This window comes from Flavobacterium aerium (assembly GCF_030766725.1).
GTDB lineage: Bacteria > Bacteroidota > Bacteroidia > Flavobacteriales > Flavobacteriaceae > Flavobacterium > Flavobacterium aerium.
Genome location: NZ_JARQWR010000001.1, coordinates 18,444 through 36,221, shown reverse-complemented (window position 1 = coordinate 36,221; position 17,778 = coordinate 18,444). Strand labels below are relative to the sequence as shown.

Here is a 17,778-nt window from a genome sequence, read left to right as displayed (position 1 = left end):
CTAATGAAGAAAAAGCAAGGTTATACTTTTAGAAAATTCATCAATGACATTCACCTTTGGTTGGGTGTTGGAAGCTCGCTAGTCTTATTTTTGGTTTGCTTAAGCGGTACCATTTATACTTTCAGAACTGAAATTGAACAATGGATTGAGCCTGAAAAGTTTCATATCGAAACCATTTCCGAAAATCAAAATTCATTTGATGCTATTATCAAATCTACAGAAGAGAGTGCTCAAGGTAAAGTAACGCGTGTTTCTTTTTATGACAATCCGCACAAACCTTATGAGTTACAGGTTTCGAAAGGAAAAGAAGATAAAAGAGGAAAGACTTTTTATATTAATCCTTATAACAATACGGTATTGGGTTCTGGGGATAGTCCTTCCAAAGATTTTTTTATGTTTTTTTTCAAAATGCACCGTTGGTTACTATTAGATGAATCCATCGGAAGACCTATTGTTGGTATTGCTACACTCATCTTTGTTTTATTGACGATTTCTGGTTTATACTTATGGTTGCCTAAAAAAATCAAAGGTTTTAAGAGTTTAAAGCCTGGTTTCAAGATAAAATTTAGTGCCAATTGGAAACGTATCAATCATGACTTGCATAACACTTTAGGTTTCTACACCTTCCTTATTGTTTTAATATTAGCGTTAAGTGGATTAAACTGGTCTTTTGATTGGTATAGAGACGGTTTAAGTGCCATTTTAGGCAAAAAGGTATTCTATCAGCGAAATGAGAAAAAATTGAATTCTACGATTGTTGAAAATCAAGAGGCTTTATCTTCTACTTATTTCTTAAAAGTAAGTGACAGTATATTACCGTATCAGGGTAAAACAACCATTTCAATTCCAAAGTCTGCAGAGGATGCTATTGAGGTAAGTAAAATTGATGGTAGTAAATTTAATGAGACTGCAAATGATCGATTAGTTTTTGATCAATTCAGTGGGAAAATATTAAAAAAAGAAATTTTTGCTGAAAAGGCATTTGGAGACAAACTGGCTTCACAGATGAAATCAATCCATTTGGGTGATATCTACGGACTTACCTCAAAAATAATATATTTTATTGCTTGTTTGATTGCGACAAGTTTACCTGTAACTGGAATTTTTATTTGGTTGAATAAAATGAAGAAGTCCAACAAAAAGAAAGCTGTTGCTTAACAATAACAATTCTTTATGAGTTAAGACGTTTTTCAACCATTAAAACTTTGTAACTTTGCGGTTCAGAAACTTTCAACCTTAAATTAAAAGATTATGTATCCAGAAGAAATGGTAAAACCAATGCGTGCTGATTTAGCGAACGTAGGTTTTGAAGAATTACATAGTGCCGATCAAGTAGAAAAGGCTATCGGAAAAACAGGAACAACTTTAGTGGTTGTTAATTCTGTTTGTGGTTGTGCTGCAGCAAATGCACGCCCAGGAGCAAAAATGAGTTTACACAACGATAAAAAACCAGATCATTTGATCACTGTTTTTGCAGGTGTAGATAAAGAGGCTGTTGATGCAGCTAGAGGATTTATGTTCCCTTTCCCTCCTTCTTCTCCAAGTATGGCATTATTCAAAGACGGTGAATTAGTACATATGTTAGAGCGTCATCATATTGAGGGTCGTCCAGCGGAATTAATCGCTGAAAACCTTAAGGATGCTTACAACGAATTTTGTTAATTCGATAACAAAAATACAATAGGCTTTCTGCTTACTCCGTATTAAAAAATAGGAATCGGTTGCTAGAATCTAGCAACCGATTTTTTTATACGTAAAATGTATCTAAGCAAAAACCCATAACAAAATGCTATGGGTTTTCAAGTATAGAGTAGGTATAACCTAATTTAATCCAATTTATCCGTAAGTTTCTTAAAAACTTTTTTGGCTTCTTTTCCTTCATAAAGAATGCTGTATACTGCATTTATTATCGGAGTCTTTGCTTTGTATTCTTCATTTAGCAAATAAGCGCTCTTTGTGGCATAATATCCTTCTGCAACCATACTCATCTCCATCATCGCCGATTTTACTGTATAGCCCTTCCCAATCATGTTTCCAAACATACGATTGCGTGAAAATAAGGAATATCCTGTAACTAACAAATCTCCTAAGTAGGCAGAGTCATTAATATTTCGTTTCATCTTATGTACTTTGCGAATGAATTTCTTCATTTCGCGAATTCCATTACTCATTAATACAGATTGGAAATTATCTCCATATCCTAATCCATGTGCTATTCCTGCTGCTATTGCATAGATATTCTTTAACATTGCAGCATATTCTGTACCGATAATATCATCGGATATTTTCGTTTTAATATAATTCCCTGATAGGTATTTTGCAATTACTTTTGCTTTGTCTTCATTCGCACAAGCAATCGTTAAGTATGATAATCGCTCTAGTGCTACTTCTTCTGCATGGCACGGTCCTGTAATAACTCCGATGTTATCATATGAAATATCGTATTGTACATGGAAATGTTCTCCTACAATCAGGCTTGTTTCTGGCACAATTCCTTTAATCGCCGAAAAGATTACTTTTCCTTCTAAACTTTCGGTCATTTTTTCCAATTCTCCACCTAAAAAAGCAGATGGTATTGCAAAAATAATATAGTCGGCATAAGCTATAGCCTCGTTGATATCACTGGTCAGTTTTAGCTTATTAATATTAAATTCGACTGAACTTAAATAATTTGGATTGTGATGGTAGGCTTTCAAATGTTCAATAGCCATTGTACTTCTCATATACCACGCAATCTCTGGAAGATTTACACACAACATTTTTGCAATAGCTGTCGCCCAACTACCGCCACCAATAACGGCAAATTTTGGATGTTCACTCATTTCGTATATACATTTATTCGCCAAAAGTACTTAAAATACCGATAAAAAGGAAGGATTAGAACGTAAGAAAACGTTTTCGCTAGCTATTCTAAGGGAAGTTATTGCGATTTGCCTTGTTCAGCTTTTTCTAAGATGTTAATTTTAACTTTTTTTTATGATTTGTGGCGCAATTATATTTCTATTCCTTTCGTTATATAAATGTATATAAATCAGGATTTTGTATAATACCCTATCATTTATACAACAATCTTCGGTCGATATTTTTAGCAGTATAAAAGTTAGTTAAATTTTGTTTTTGGTGTTTTGAAAAGGCGCTCTTGAAGTATTCGAGAGCGCCTTTTTACTGGATTCAAAATCCATTTATTGTACCGTAAAAAAATGGTTTAATAACTCATTTCAACAATGGCTTTCACTTTATCTAGTGTAATGTTTTGTCTTTCACCAAGTCCTTTCCATCCTCTTTCATCAAAACGTTTCACAATAAAATCGGATGTGTTTTGGTATTCTTTTGTATAGTCAGAGATTTTCGTATCCATTCCCATAGTATGGAAGAAAGCTTCTGTTTTTTCAATAGCTTGTTTTGCCACAGTCTCTACATCTCCTTTTAATCCCCAGATTCTTTCTCCGTATTGTGCTAGTTTTTCTTTTTTAGTATCAAACATTACTGTGTATAGACTTGGTGCAATAACTGCTAATGTTCTCGCATGATCAATCTCGTACAATGCAGTTAATTCATGTCCAATCATGTGGGTTGCCCAGTCACTTGGAACTCCTTTTTGGATTAATCCATTCAATGCCATTGTACAACACCACATAAAGTTTGATGCTAAAGCATAATCTGTAGGGTTTTCTACCACTTTAGGTCCAATCTCCACTAAGGTTTGCAAAATGCTTTCGGCTATTCGATCCTGTAAATATCCTTCGTGCTTGTAGGTAAGATATTGTTCCATTACATGTGTATAGGCATCTACTACTCCATTCTGGATTTGTCTTTTGGGTAAAGACGCAATTACAGTAGGATCACAAATAGAAAATTGTGGAAATAATGCTGGTCCACCAAAAGATAACTTTTCTTGTGTTGCCTTAATTGTCACTACCGACCCCGAATTCATTTCACTTCCTGTAGCTGGCAACGTTAATACTGTACCAAATGGCATTGCATTGTCTTCAATACGCAAGCGTTTGTGTAAAATCTCCAATGGATCTCCTTCGAAGTTTACCGCAGCACTGATGAATTTTACACCATCTATTACAGAACCTCCTCCTACTGCTAGAATAAAGTCTACTTTTTGTTCTTTAATAAACGCTACTGCTTTCATTAATGTTTCAAAATGCGGGTTGGGCTCAATTCCGCCAAACTCAACAAAGTCGAAACCTTTCAAAGCGGCTTTTACCTGATCGTAAACTCCATTTTTAAAAATACTTCCTCCTCCGTAAGCGACCAGTACTTTACTATTTTGAGGGATTAGTTTACTTATTTTCGCAATCTCACCTTTTCCAAAGATTAGATTCGTTGGATTATATAATTCGAAGTTTTGCATAGTATATATGTATATTTTTATACAAAGTTAAGTAATGCTTTTTCGAAGGAATAATAAAGGATTGTTAAGAAATCAAAATTGACATCTATAGTATAGCAGCTCAAAACGCAATGAATTTAGCTTTCTAAAGAATCAAAACTGATTGTAGGAAATTATTTTTTATAGAAATTATTATGATCGATGTATTCCCAAACTTTTGGATCTAAAAGTGGTGCAACATTTTTACCATTCTTGATGCTTTCACGAATAAAAGTGGATGATATTTCAATTATTGGGGCATCAATTTTATGAATTTTCGGATGGTCTTCAAGGGTTGGACTCATTACATCTCCCGAAATTCTTGGGTATACGTATATTTCATAGTTCTGTAAAATCATATCGTGATTCTTCCATTTATGAAATGACTTCAAATTATCCTCTCCCATAATTAAAGAAAATTGATGGGAAGGATAACGTTCTTGTAAATGAACCAGTGTATTTATAGTATAGTTTGGTTGTGGCAACTTAAACTCAATATCGGACGGTTGTATTTTTTCAAAATTCTCTGTGGCTAAGAAAACCATTTCCAAACGTTGATAATCATCCAATAAAGTATTTTTATTTTTTAACGGATTATGTGGGGTTACCACCATCCAAACCTGATCTAAATCGGAGAATTCTGCCATATGATTTGCAATAATCATATGCCCAGAATGAATGGGGTTGAATGTGCCGAAATACAATCCGATTTTCATTTATGCTACTTTTAATCTATATTCTTGTTCTAGGTTCTGTTGGTCTTATTTTTTTAAAAATGCAGCAACCAATTCGTATGCTTCTTTTTTTGCCGTCTCTAAATCGTGATTTTCTAGGATCACATCAAACTGGCTTGACGTTGCAATTTCGCGTTCGGCTTTATCAATACGCATTTGTATCTTTTCGTCGCTTTCCGTATTTCTGAATCGCAATCTTTTTTCTAATTCTTCTACAGATGGAGGGCTAACAAATACAGCTAGTGTTTGTTCTGGAAATTGTTTTTTAATATTCAATCCGCCAATCACATCAATATCAAATATAACGTGTTTGTTTTCACTCCAAACGCGTTCTAATTCACTTTTTAATGTTCCGTAAAAATTATCTTTATATACTTCTTCATATTCTACAAAAGCATTTTCTTTTATCTTTTGTTCAAATTCTTCTGGTGTAATAAAATAATAATCTTTTCCGTCAATTTCATTCTCTCTTTTATAGCGTGAGGTTGCAGAAATAGAAAAATCTAAATGCAATTCTTTTTGTTCTAAAAGATGTCTTACTATGGTTGTTTTACCCGATCCAGATGGAGCAGAGAATACAAGTAGTTTGCCTTGAGTCATTGTTGTTGTCGTTGTTATGTTGCAATAGGTAACTAAGATAGTTAATTATAGTACGTTTAAAACTTGTTCTTTTATTTTTTCTAATTCGTCTTTCATTTGAACCACTAATTTCTGCATGGTCGCATGATTCGATTTTGATCCCATAGTATTTATTTCTCTTCCCATTTCTTGTGTAATGAAACCTAATTTTCTTCCATTAGCTTCATTTCCTGCAAGTGTTTCTAAGAAATACTTCAAGTGATTTTCCAAACGTACTTTTTCCTCAGTTATATCCAATTTCTCAAGATAATAAATCAATTCTTGCTCAAATCGGTTTTCATCTACATTGACTTTCAACTCTTCAATAGCATTTTGTAATCGGTCTTTAATCGCTTGAACTCTCTCTGGGTCTAGTGCCACAGCATCATTCATCAGTGATTGTATATTGGCAATACGTAATTTAAATTCTTTTTCAAGTGATGCTCCTTCTGATGCACGGAAATTCAGAATATTATTCAATCCCTCATCAATCACCGTTTGAATTTGCTTCCATTCATTCTCATCAATTTCATCACGCTCTGTCTTCATTGCATCTGGCATTCTAACAGCCATTTTCAATAATTCCGTTTCATCTCCATCTACTACCTGACGTAATTGACTGATGTAAGCTTTAACAATAGGAATATTAATTTTTGAAGATGTTTCCTCTCCTGTCACTTCAATATACAAGGAGAAATCTACTTTCCCTCTTTCTAATTTTTGTGAAATTTGATTGCGTAGTCCTAATTCCATTTCTCTATAAACGTAAGGCATTCTAACGTTTAAATCCATGCCTTTGCTATTGAGAGATTTTATTTCTATTGTTATTTTTTTGGTTGGCAATTGTAATGTTGCTTTTCCAAAACCGGTCATTGATTGTATCATAAAGATTTATAAAAATTACAACAAAGGTAACGAAAATAGTATTTTGATAGCGTATTCACTGCTTTTTTAGAACAGCAAGTATTTTATGCGATGATTTTCTTTTTCTTTTGCGTGACCAAATAGACTCCCGAAAAAATCAAGAATGCCGACAAAACCTTAACTACTGTAAGTTGATCTTTCCCTAATCCGATGGCAAAAACCGTAGCAAATAAGGGTTGCAGATAGATAAAAACAGCTACCGTTGTAGGACTTAATGTTTTCATTGACAGTAAATTAAGCAAGTATGTGAGGAATGTAGAAATGATAACGACAAACACAATTTTCATAGCAATACTATTTGGAATTCCTGTCCAATCAATCTGTTTTAACTCTTGATAACCAAAGGGTAACACCATGAGGAATCCAAATAAATAAATCCACTTTACAAAGGTAAAAGCATTGTATTTATCCATTAATTTTTTGACTATAATGAGGTAAAACCCATACGAAACTGCATTTACGAAGACCAAAAAGTTCCCCCAACTTGCATTGGTTGCTTTCCCAATGGACTTCCCATATAGGATTAGAATCACGGTCCCTATGAGCCCTAATAGTATTCCAATAATTTTTCGGAATTCCATTCTTTCTCGAATGATTAATGCTGATAACACAAGTACTATAATGGGTGTGGTGACCATAATTACCGAAGCACTTATGGGTGAAGTATAACTTAATCCTTTAAAGAAAGTAAGCATATTGAGTGCTACGCCAAAGAGAGCTGCAGCTACAATTCGTGGAAAATCATTCAGGCTGATTTTTTCTTTTGGCATTAGTATTCCTACTAACCAAAATAAAAGTGTTGAACCGCCTACTCTTAGTACAATAAAAGCATACGGTTCTACATATTCTGGCATTACATCTTTTGCTATGGTAAAGGTTATACCATAGATTATTGAAACCATTAAGGCTGCAATAAGTGCCCAATGCCTTTTGGACATTTAAGCTAAAAGTGCAATTACTTTATTAATCGTTTGCTGATTGTTTCCAATGAAGATTTGTCCATCAATAATAAATACTGGACGACTTAAAAAAGTATAATGTTCTAGCAAATATTTTTTATAATCTGCTTCTGTCAGTGCTTTATTTTTCAAATCTAATGATTTGTATAATTGTGCTCTTTTACTGAATAGCGCTTCATAGCTTCCTGCTAATGCATGCATTTCTTCCAATTGTGCTTCGGTAATTGGGTCTTGCTTAATATCATGGAAGGCTAACTTCTGTGTATTCGGTAACGACTTTATGATTTTCCTACAGGTATCACAAGACGCTAGGTAGTATATTTTATTCATGTTGCGAAAATAAATTAATAAAACTGAAATCGAAAATTATTTTATTTTCAGGTATTTTTCAATTTCATTGTAAGGTAACAAAAGTTCTTTTTCTCTATCGGCATACGAAGCTACTTCGTATACATTGTAGTACAATAATAAACCTTTATCGGTATAGAATATATTTCCTGGCAATGCAAATACGTCTTCTTCAAACATTAGTCCTGTTGCATTTATGGATACATTTTCGGGTATTTGATATTTTTCTCTGAATTTTTTCTCCGCAAAGGCTTTAAATCCATTGATGTCATTGAACAATTGATCGTTTGGAATTATTTTTCCTGTCTTAGCATTAAAAATAAGGGAACGTTCACCACTATATCCATGTGCCCCACCCGTGTAGCTATAATGTGTCAGTTTAATATTTATGATACTATCTGATTTATAGACTACTGCTCCTTCTACTTTGGCTTCCCATCCAATAGTTTCTTTTGGGAATTTTGTTTTCATATCATCGTATGATTGGATGAATGAGTCTAACAATTGCTTGTAATCGGTTGCTGCATAAGGTTCTTCTCCGAAATAGATAATATCTCTCAAAACTCCGAATATTCTTTTATTGATACTATCAGAAACAACTTTTCCATTTTTTGCTACTGGAATTTTCACTGTTACAGTAGGGCAATTTTCCTGACATGGCAATGTTGATTTTTGTTCATAGACTTGTTCTGTAAACTCCAATTTATCTTTCGTACAGCCAACAGCTACAAAAAGTACTAATAGTAATGGGAATATTTGCTTCATCTCAAAAAAGTGTTAATTAAATATAAAGGTAGTATTTTGGTTGTTGTTAACAGAAAATTAAACGGTAAATTTGTGCTATTATTTGGAATCTAAAAAATATTTATATGAAGTTTAACACCAAAGTTATACATGGTGGTCAACACCATGATCCTGCTACAGGGGCTGTAATGCCTCCTATTTATCAAACATCGACTTATGCACAAACTTCACCTGGAGCGCACAAAGGATATGAATATTCAAGAACTGCAAATCCTACAAGAACTGCTCTAGAGAATGGATTGGCTAGTATTGAAAATGGAAGTTTTGGTTTGGCTTTCGGATCAGGACTTGCTGCAATTGATGCTGTTATCAAATTGCTTAATCCTGGTGATGAAGTAATTTCTACGAATGATCTTTACGGTGGTACTTACCGTTTATTCACTAAAATATTTGAGCGTTATGGCGTTAAATTTCATTTCATTGGAATGCAAAATGCCTCAAAAATAGAAGAATATATTAATGCAAATACGAAGTTGATTTGGGTTGAAACACCAACAAATCCGATGATGAATATTATTGACATTATTGAAACTTCTCGTATTGCTAAAAAACACAATGTTTTACTAGCTGTTGATAATACGTTTGCAACACCTTATCTACAAAGACCTTTGGAGCTTGGCGCTGATATCGTTATGCATTCTGCTACAAAATATTTAGGTGGACACTCTGATGTTGTCATGGGTGCTTTAATTGTGAAAGACAAGGAATTGGCTGATCAATTATATTTCATTCAAAATGCAAGTGGTGCTGTTTGTGGTCCTATGGATAGTTTCTTAGTTTTAAGAGGAATTAAAACTTTACACATCAGAATGCAGCGTCATTGTGAAAATGGTAAGGCTGTTGCTGAATACTTGGCTACTCATCCAAAAGTAGAAAAAGTATATTGGCCAGGTTTTGAAAGTCACCCAAATCATGAAATTGCTAAAAAACAAATGAAGGACTTTGGTGGTATGATTTCTTTCACTACAAAAGGAAATAACTATGATGAAGCGATCAAAACATTGGAGGCTTTAAAAGTTTTCACTTTAGCTGAATCATTAGGTGGAGTAGAATCATTAGTGGGTCACCCAGCAAGTATGACTCATGCTTCTATTCCAAAAGAAGAGCGTGAAAAAACAGGGGTTGTAGATTCTTTAATCCGTCTAAGTGTTGGTATCGAAGATGCTGAAGATTTAATTGAAGATTTAAGACAGGCTTTACAGTAATCGATCTGATCTCATAAAAAAATCCCCGATAATTACTTATCGGGGATTTTTATTTTATAGTATTTCTGGGTTTAATTATTCCCTAGTGCATATACTGCAAAAGAGGCTAACCAGTGTTCTCCTCCATAATTTCCATTTGCAATATGCGGAATTGTTTTGCTGATGTGTTCTATTGAACTTTTTAATAATTGTGCTCTTCTCTTATCACTTTTAGGTAATTTACCTGCAATAGACTTCATACACCATCCTCGACTTAAGCACAATCCATCTAGATGAACAATCATATAATCTGTTCGATCACTCACGTACGGCATTTTTAGGACGTTGTCTAGGCCTCCTTTTGTAAAAAAGGCATCAAACCATGTTACAAATTCTTTTTGTGGTAATATGCGCTGCATTAAATCGGCTACTTCTAAACTTGGAGAAAGGAAGTCTGTTCCATCGGGTTCAAAGTTCGCTGGAGCATTTTTATTCGCTAAATAATAGTCTTTTGATTTCTGAACGATGATTTCCTCAAACTCTTTTTGTTGTGTAAATCGAGCATAATCTAAGGCAAATACTAATCCGAATGCCGTATTAGGATGTACTCCTGTACGATTTGGATAGGTTTGTTTTGGCAAGAAATTCATCCAAAGTGAAACGATTTTATCGGTTAATGGTTTTAAATTTTTATGCCATTGTTGCGCTTGTGGATCATCCCATGTTGCTAATTCCTGATCTAATTTTAATATCCAAGCCCATCCATAGGTACGTTCAAATAATTTTGCTGTTTCATAATCATCGAAATACCTTGCTTCAGTTTTTAATTTATCGGCTTGAAAGTTTGTGTTTAGTTTTTCTCTGATTTCGGCAGCATTGGCCATATTCGGAAAACTTTTTAATAGACGTACTAGCATCCAATGTCCATGTACAGACGAATGCCAGTCAAAGCAGCCATAAAAAGAAGGGTGTAATTCGTGGGGTAATAGAACAAAATCTTTTTCGGAAGAGGCGGTATGGTTTGCCTTATTAGGAAATTCCTGATTCATACATTTCAAGGGCAACTCCGATAAATGTTCTGCACCAGCTAAAGTTAAACTCAGTTCTTTTGTCGTTGGGTCAACTTTTAGAAAATCCGATTGAGCATTTAGCATTGTTGTTACCAATGCTATTGCCATAAAAAACATATTTTTAATCATGTGAATATCGTATTAAATAGATTTCACAAGTTACTATTTATCTTTTACTTTTTATTCAAAAACAATTTAGCTGATCATTATTCCGTCTTTAAATAGTACCGGAACTTCTTCAACTACTGCTTCGTCAATTGAATTTGCTTTAAAAATATACTTCTTATCATATAGTGTATTGCCAATGAAGAAGGTAACCATAAATTCATTGTTTAGTGCCAACACACTGTTTTCTATCAGTTCTATTTTCACTGCTGTAACTGGTTCTACAGAAAGAAATGCATGTCGTAGTAATGATGTTTTTCGCATTTCACCATCCAATGTTCCATAGGCTTTAGATACAATCATCACACTTTCTAAGTTGTAATCGCTATCGTTTACCAAATAGGCATACCATGTTTTTTCCATAAAATCATCGTTCCATTCCTGAATGGCTGCGATATGGATGTTTTCTACTACGGGAATGATGATATCTTTTTTCATTATTGGGAAATTTTAAAACTATCTGGAAATAGTTAAACTATAAACGGGTAACCCATACTATGGATTACCCGTTTTATATTATTATATAATTTAAATACTTGACTTAAATTGCTCTAAGAAACGAACATCATTTTCATAGAACATACGAATATCGCTGATTTGGTATAAAAGCATAGCAATACGCTCAATACCCATACCGAAAGCGAATCCGTTATATTTTGTTGAATCGATACCACAGTTTTGCAATACATTAGGATCTACCATTCCGCATCCCATAATTTCAAGCCATCCTGTTCCTTTTGTAATACGGTAGTCGGTTTCTGTTTTCAGACCCCAGTATACATCTACCTCAGCACTTGGCTCAGTAAATGGGAAATAAGAGGGACGTAATCGGATTTTTGATTTTCCAAACATTTCTTTTGTGAAGTATAACAATGTTTGTTTTAAATCAGCAAATGATACATCTTTATCAATATACAATCCTTCTACTTGATGGAATATACAGTGTGAACGTGATGAAACTGCCTCGTTACGAAATACTCTACCTGGAGAGATGGTACGAATTGGCGGTTTGTTATTTTCCATATAACGCACTTGTACTGATGATGTTTGTGTACGTAATAACACATCAGGATTTGTTTGTATAAAGAAAGTATCCTGCATATCTCTTGCAGGGTGATATTCTGGTAAATTTAAAGCTGTAAAGTTATGCCAGTCGTCTTCGATTTCTGGTCCTTCAGAAAGGTTAAATCCAACACTTGAGAATATATCTACAATCTGGTTTTTCACTAAAGATATAGGGTGGCGTGACCCAATGCTCATTGGTTCAAATGGACGCGTTAAATCCCCATAAAATCCTTTGATTTCTTCTTTACTTTCTAATGCTTCTTGGATACTGTTTACTTTATCCTGAGCTGCATTTTTCAATTGATTGATTACTTGTCCAAACTCTTTTTTCTGATCGTTAGGCACCGTTTTAAATTCAGTAAAAAAGTCATTTAAAAGTCCTTTTTTACCTAAAAATTTAATTCTGAATGCTTCTAATTCTTCTTTATTTTGAGTCTGAAATGCTTCCGCTTCAACAATCAACTCTTTAATCTTATTTACCATTTTTCTTTCTCAATTGTCTGCAAATTTAAGTAAAAAAATTTAGTTGAGTGTCCTACTCAGTCGCTTCATTCGTTAAAAATATCGATCTGACAATCCTTCAACTGGCTTTAACTTTCTTTTACTCTTACTTCTAATTCGTTCTATTCTTCTTATGAAATCACTTGTTTCTCTAAAAAATAACTCACAATTGCTTCTTTCATCAGCACAGATTGTTCACCTGCTTTTAAGGGTGGTAATTCTTCTTTCACATTGTAATGTGGCCAACCTTCTTCGTCAAAATAATCAAATTCATAATATCCGTAAGGTTCTAATAGTCGGCAAATGGCAATGTGCATTAAATTCAGTTTTTCATCTTTCTTGAATTTCTGATGTACTTTCCCTAATTCTTGCACTCCGATTAAATAAATAATCGCGTCTAAATCTAAAATTTCTCCGTCGGCAAATTGATTTGATAATATATTGACAAGCTGTTCCCAGCGTTCTTTTAATTGTACGTCTCTAGACATTATATAAATTATTGGTTGAAAAATCTCTTTGTATTTTTCAAAATTAATGCACAAATATACACACTTGTCGTGTAATTGATTTTTATTCTTTTACGATATCTTAAAACTCATTTCGCTGCGGTTTCATTCTTTCATGGAATACTTCTTGAAATGAATGGCTACTCTTTTTTTATTACTACTTTTGCTCTACAGTAAAAAAGAACCCTTTTTAGACAAATAATAATGGGAATTCTTTTTCTATAGTATAACTTTTTCACATGATGGATGTGATTTTTTGATATTAAGAACAATGAGTGGTTTAGATATAATATTGGGTGGTATATTAATTTATGGTATAGGTCGTGGTCTTTGGAAAGGTTTGTTCGTCGAGCTGGCTTCTTTGGTTTCCCTAGTTATCGGAATTTACATTGCAATACATTTCTCTTATCTAGTTCGTGATATTATTGGTGGGTGGGTAGAATCTTGGTCCCCCAAAAATATTGAAATTGTATCTTTTGCTCTTACTTTTATTCTTGTGGTTGTGGCAATTATTCTTTCTGCAAAGTTTTTCACCAAGATTGCCGATTTTGCTAGTTTAGGATGGCTGAATCGATTGGCTGGTGGTGTTTTCGGTTTATTCAAAATGGTTTTAATCCTGAGTGTCGTTTTGAATTTGTTCCAAAAAATAAATTACAACAATCTTTTTATGGAAAAAGAGACCGCAGATCAATCTTTGTTCTTCAATCCTATTCTTCAAGTTTCAGCTACAATATTCCCAATGATTGAAGAATGGTTTACGCCTGAATCAGAAACACCTGATAAAACAAAATAAAGAATTATTTAGTTCCTGTTAGTTTTACTTGTGCTTCTTCTATTGAAGGTACAAATAGAATACGTCCTTGTTTATTGCTTTCGTAAATAAAATCATTTAGACTTTTACTTTGATACTTTGTAAAATCTCCTACAATAGCTAATTGCATAGCATAGGTTGAGAATTTCTGAAGGATATCCCCTGCTATCTTTGTCTTTAAATCAAAAAAGTCCGGGGTAATATTTTCTTCTCTGATTATAATTTTTGTTGCTCCCTGGTAGTGGCAATTTCCAATTAAATCTAAAGCATCTTCTGTTTTGAACAAGACAACCTCGTTGGATAATACTTCTGCTAATGGAACTCCATTAAATTGCTTGATTTGAAATTCCATATTGATTGATTTATTTTAATTTCTTAAAACTATCATTCATTACCCAGCCCACTGTATTGTCTTGTAATTCGATTTTACTCCAATTATCTATTGTTTCAATTATCTGTACTTTGGCTCCTTCGTGAATGGTAATAGCGTCGGTTGCTTTTTCATTCGGTTCATTCTTTACTGCTACTCGCTCTTGAAATATAATTGCAGGTTGATCTTTATTGTATTGGTTTTTTTCAAAAATAGCGGTTGTAATACTAACCACTAAGCACCCTAATAGCAGTATCATTCCCACAAAAAAGAGTCTTTTAGAAAGTGAAATTCGAGAAAAATAGTATCCAATAAAGCATAAAAGAAATCCAAAGCCTAATCCAATAGTGATTCGTCCCCAAGTATCATAATGTACTAATGAGGTGAAATCGTGTATTAGTTTTTTAAATCCTACTTCGGGGATTACTTTAATCTCATCAATAGTCATATTCTGGGCAAATTTCAAATTGTTTTTTACCTCAACATTGTCTGGATTTAGTAATAATGCTTTTTCATAATTGTAAATTGCTGGTGCAACTTTATTCAATTTATAATAGGCATTCCCTAAATTATAATACAATTCTACTGATTCTTTTTTTGTTTTTAAAATGCTTTCATACGACTGAACTGCTTCTTCGAATTTTTCTTGTCGATATAATTCATTTCCTTTTTCAAAAGCATTTTGTGCCCAAAAAATCTGTGTGAATAATAAGAATATATATAGTACTTTTTTCATTTTCATGGTAGCGATTAAATTTGCTTTTCTAATTCCGATAATACACTAACCGCTTTATCATAATCTTGTTGAATGGCTACCATGGATGATGGTGCATAACGGGCATATTCGCAATTTTCTGTAAGATTGATAAATGTGTCTACTGTTGCTGCTTCTGCATTTCTGGACAGTAATATTTCACTTATTTTATCTTTACTCATTTCTGAGGTTTCAATATTTAATTTCGCTTTTAAGAAATTATGCAATGATTTTTCCAGTGCGATATAAAACAATTCTTTGTTCTTGATTTGTTTTTTCGCTTCTGATAAATATTTCTTCGCTAATCGGTTTGATTTTCTGATTCGATTACCCACTACATCTCTATCTATTGCTTCTTTTTTCTTCTTCGTTAATACTATAATTGGGATTAACAAGAATGGTAATAGCAATAGGGTGTAGAATAATTTAGACCCGAAGAAACTTTGTTTTTCAATTGGTTTTAAAGTCGTTTTTAACTGAATAAATCTAAATTGATCTTCACTGCCTGCTTTAGCTGCTTCACCATCTGTGGATGCTACAGCAGTAGCTGCTGTTGGTCCGTCTAATACTTTTACCATAATCTCAGGAGAGGTAATGGTTTTATAGGAATTTGTTTTTAAATCAAAGTAAGAGAAACTCATTGCTTTAATTGGATAGTTTCCTTTAAACTGCGGTACAATCGTATATTTATCGGTTACACTTCCTTGAATTCCTGCCAATGATGTATTCACTTTTTCATTGTGTTCTGGATCATACATTTCTAAAGTTGATGGCACTACTGGTTTTGGTAATGAAAATAATTTCAGGTTTCCTTTTCCAGATACTGCAACAGTTAAATCTAATGATTCTCCATGTTTCAACTCTGTTTTTGTTGCTGTTGTCTTAAACTCAAATTGCCCAACTGCTCCAGAGAAACCTTCTGGTTTTCCTGCTTCCGGTAATGCCTTTACATTAATGATCTTGGTTCCTGAGGAAATTGTTTTGTTTGCATTTACAAGCATCATTCCTCCAAAAACATCTCTTCGGTTTGATGGTACTTCTACAGCGACATCTAAAGCTAATGGTTCAATCGTTAATCGACCTGATTTTTGTGGGTAAAGCACCGTTCTTTTTAATACAACAAAACGATAATTTTCACCGTTGTATTGACCTTGTTCGGCCACCAGATTTTTGATTTCTATATTCTGACTCCAAAAATCATTGTATTTTGGTGTATCTATATCTTTCCAATTCCTAATTCCGATATTATTACTAAAGTACATTTTATATACAATTGTAATTGGCTCGTTGATGTAAGGGTTGGTTTTAGAAACTTCTGCGACTAAATGTAAATTTTCACCGGCTGTATAGGCTGGATTATTGGGGTCTTTGGATTCATCTACTGCAGCCGTTACTGTTATTTTAAGGGGAACGGTTTTATAGATTTGCCCAGCGATTTGTATCGAAGCTTGTTTGATTGTAACTACACCACGTTGCGTAGGTAATAAGAAATAGGAATATGTTTTATTATATGATTTTTTCCCATTCATCCAAGAATAACTCACGGATTGATTGGGTCCTCCAATGATTCTGAATCCTTCAAAAGAGGGTGGTGAAAAATCATCACCATCCTCATTCATAGAGAAATCTATGCGAAGACGTTCATTAATCCCCAACGTACTTTTGCTTACAGTCGCTTCAAACTGTACTTGCGCCAATATCGCTTGGGAGCAGAGTAATATTAATAAAAAAACATATTTCTTCATTGTAATCTATTCTTTATAATCAATTTTAGTGGTTAATCACTTTATCAATGTTCTTCTATTGTTTACCAGTCTTTTTCGGTTTGTACTGGTTTACCTTTTACTTTTTGTGCATTTATTTTATCCTGAATTTTCTTTTCTTCGTTATTCACGGCTTCCAAAAGATTCTCTAGGCGTTGTTTTGAAATACCTGCTTCTTGTGGTTTGGATTTAGATTGATCTTGGTCTCCTTTATCTCCCTTGTCTTTCTTATCTCCATTTTCCCCTTTGTCATCTTTATTATCACCATTATCTCCTTTATCCTTGTCACCATCTCCTTTTCCTTTGTCCTTATCGTCTCCGCCGTCTTTCTTATCCTTGTCTTTATCTTTTTTATCTTTATCCTTGTCTTTATCGTCTTTATTTTTCTCTGGATTATTTTTCAGGTATTCTTTTGCTAAGGCATAGTTATAGCGTGTTTCTTCATCGGTTGGATTATTTCTCAATGCATTTTTATAGGCTTCTACTGCTGCTCCATAATTTTTTTCATGCATAAAGGAGTTTCCTAAATTGTGAAAGGCTTTATGTTTTTCTGTTTTAGTTTGTGCATTTTCAATGGCTTTGGCAAATACAAATTTTGCTTCACCAGGTTGTTTCATCTGATAAATTGCATTTCCTAGATTATAGGTTGCTATTGCTTTTTTAGGATCTCTAGATTGAGAGATTCTGAAGTTCGCTTCGGCATCGTAGTATTTTTTCTCTTTGTATTCTTCGTTGGCTTTAGACAATGCTTTGTCTTTTTCCTGGGCAAGAACTACCGTGGAAATGAGTAATACGCTATATAAAATAAAATTTTTCATTTT

At 33.5% G+C, this 17,778-nt stretch carries 20 protein-coding genes; 4 read left to right on the top strand and 16 right to left on the bottom strand.

Annotated features, from left to right (window positions below; genetic code table 11):
• Window positions 1-3: 3 nt before the first annotated feature.
• Window positions 4-1,158, top strand: coding sequence for a PepSY-associated TM helix domain-containing protein (locus P6733_RS00180; RefSeq protein WP_306349554.1), 1,155 nt, complete (start codon window positions 4-6; stop codon window positions 1,156-1,158).
• Window positions 1,159-1,251: 93 nt separating this feature from the next.
• Window positions 1,252-1,662: a BrxA/BrxB family bacilliredoxin gene (locus tag P6733_RS00175; protein WP_306349553.1), complete on the top strand. Its 411-nt coding sequence runs from the start codon at window positions 1,252-1,254 to the stop codon at window positions 1,660-1,662.
• A 164-nt stretch (window positions 1,663-1,826) separates the two neighbouring features.
• Here the strand turns inward: P6733_RS00175 and P6733_RS00170 are convergent, their stop codons facing one another.
• The 8 genes from P6733_RS00170 to P6733_RS00135 form a co-directional block, all read right to left on the bottom strand.
• Window positions 1,827-2,822: an NAD(P)H-dependent glycerol-3-phosphate dehydrogenase gene (locus P6733_RS00170; protein ID WP_306349552.1), complete on the bottom strand. Its 996-nt coding sequence runs from the start codon at window positions 2,820-2,822 to the stop codon at window positions 1,827-1,829.
• A gap of 383 nt (window positions 2,823-3,205) precedes the next feature.
• Complete coding sequence (locus P6733_RS00165; RefSeq protein WP_306349551.1) at window positions 3,206-4,363, bottom strand: iron-containing alcohol dehydrogenase; 1,158 nt, start codon at window positions 4,361-4,363, stop codon at window positions 3,206-3,208.
• A 152-nt stretch (window positions 4,364-4,515) separates the two neighbouring features.
• A complete protein-coding gene (nadD, locus tag P6733_RS00160; protein WP_306349550.1) occupies window positions 4,516-5,097 on the bottom strand; it encodes a nicotinate (nicotinamide) nucleotide adenylyltransferase in 582 nt (193 codons plus the stop codon).
• 45 nt (window positions 5,098-5,142) lie between these two features.
• The gene (gene gmk, locus P6733_RS00155; RefSeq protein WP_306349549.1) at window positions 5,143-5,715 is read right to left on the bottom strand and encodes a guanylate kinase; all 573 of its coding nucleotides are present in this window, start codon (window positions 5,713-5,715) and stop codon (window positions 5,143-5,145) included.
• Between the two features lie 45 nt (window positions 5,716-5,760).
• The gene (locus P6733_RS00150) at window positions 5,761-6,618 is read right to left on the bottom strand and encodes a YicC/YloC family endoribonuclease (protein ID WP_306349548.1); all 858 of its coding nucleotides are present in this window, start codon (window positions 6,616-6,618) and stop codon (window positions 5,761-5,763) included.
• 83 nt (window positions 6,619-6,701) lie between these two features.
• On the bottom strand, window positions 6,702-7,595 hold the full coding sequence (locus P6733_RS00145; RefSeq protein WP_306349547.1) for a DMT family transporter: 894 nt from the start codon (window positions 7,593-7,595) through the stop codon (window positions 6,702-6,704).
• Window positions 7,596-7,946: an arsenate reductase family protein gene (locus P6733_RS00140; RefSeq protein WP_306349546.1), complete on the bottom strand. Its 351-nt coding sequence runs from the start codon at window positions 7,944-7,946 to the stop codon at window positions 7,596-7,598.
• 36 nt (window positions 7,947-7,982) lie between these two features.
• Window positions 7,983-8,729, bottom strand: coding sequence for a DUF3298 and DUF4163 domain-containing protein (locus P6733_RS00135; protein ID WP_306349545.1), 747 nt, complete (start codon window positions 8,727-8,729; stop codon window positions 7,983-7,985).
• A gap of 104 nt (window positions 8,730-8,833) precedes the next feature.
• Between P6733_RS00135 and P6733_RS00130 the strand changes: the two genes are divergently transcribed.
• Window positions 8,834-9,973, top strand: coding sequence for a cystathionine gamma-synthase (locus tag P6733_RS00130; protein ID WP_306349544.1), 1,140 nt, complete (start codon window positions 8,834-8,836; stop codon window positions 9,971-9,973).
• Between the two features lie 71 nt (window positions 9,974-10,044).
• On the opposite strand, the gene P6733_RS00125 is transcribed toward P6733_RS00130, so the two are convergent.
• From P6733_RS00125 to P6733_RS00110, 4 genes are all read right to left on the bottom strand, one after another.
• Window positions 10,045-11,130, bottom strand: coding sequence for a DUF2891 domain-containing protein (locus P6733_RS00125; protein WP_306349543.1), 1,086 nt, complete (start codon window positions 11,128-11,130; stop codon window positions 10,045-10,047).
• An 87-nt stretch (window positions 11,131-11,217) separates the two neighbouring features.
• On the bottom strand, window positions 11,218-11,625 hold the full coding sequence (locus tag P6733_RS00120; RefSeq protein ID WP_306349542.1) for a hypothetical protein: 408 nt from the start codon (window positions 11,623-11,625) through the stop codon (window positions 11,218-11,220).
• Window positions 11,626-11,715: 90 nt separating this feature from the next.
• Window positions 11,716-12,735: a phenylalanine--tRNA ligase subunit alpha gene (gene pheS / locus P6733_RS00115; protein ID WP_306349541.1), complete on the bottom strand. Its 1,020-nt coding sequence runs from the start codon at window positions 12,733-12,735 to the stop codon at window positions 11,716-11,718.
• 149 nt (window positions 12,736-12,884) lie between these two features.
• Window positions 12,885-13,241, bottom strand: coding sequence for a hypothetical protein (locus P6733_RS00110; protein WP_306349540.1), 357 nt, complete (start codon window positions 13,239-13,241; stop codon window positions 12,885-12,887).
• 289 nt (window positions 13,242-13,530) lie between these two features.
• Between P6733_RS00110 and P6733_RS00105 the strand changes: the two genes are divergently transcribed.
• Window positions 13,531-14,052 (top strand): CvpA family protein, encoded by a 522-nt coding sequence (locus P6733_RS00105; RefSeq protein ID WP_306349539.1) that lies wholly within the window; start codon window positions 13,531-13,533, stop codon window positions 14,050-14,052.
• Window positions 14,053-14,056: 4 nt separating this feature from the next.
• Here the strand turns inward: P6733_RS00105 and P6733_RS00100 are convergent, their stop codons facing one another.
• From P6733_RS00100 to P6733_RS00085, 4 genes are all read right to left on the bottom strand, one after another.
• Window positions 14,057-14,422 (bottom strand): DUF4180 domain-containing protein, encoded by a 366-nt coding sequence (locus P6733_RS00100; protein ID WP_306349538.1) that lies wholly within the window; start codon window positions 14,420-14,422, stop codon window positions 14,057-14,059.
• A gap of 10 nt (window positions 14,423-14,432) precedes the next feature.
• Window positions 14,433-15,176, bottom strand: coding sequence for a tetratricopeptide repeat protein (locus P6733_RS00095; protein WP_306349537.1), 744 nt, complete (start codon window positions 15,174-15,176; stop codon window positions 14,433-14,435).
• A gap of 14 nt (window positions 15,177-15,190) precedes the next feature.
• Window positions 15,191-16,939: a BatD family protein gene (locus tag P6733_RS00090; RefSeq protein WP_306349536.1), complete on the bottom strand. Its 1,749-nt coding sequence runs from the start codon at window positions 16,937-16,939 to the stop codon at window positions 15,191-15,193.
• 62 nt (window positions 16,940-17,001) lie between these two features.
• The gene (locus P6733_RS00085; RefSeq protein WP_306349535.1) at window positions 17,002-17,775 is read right to left on the bottom strand and encodes a tetratricopeptide repeat protein; all 774 of its coding nucleotides are present in this window, start codon (window positions 17,773-17,775) and stop codon (window positions 17,002-17,004) included.
• Between the last annotated feature and the right edge of the window lie 3 nt (window positions 17,776-17,778).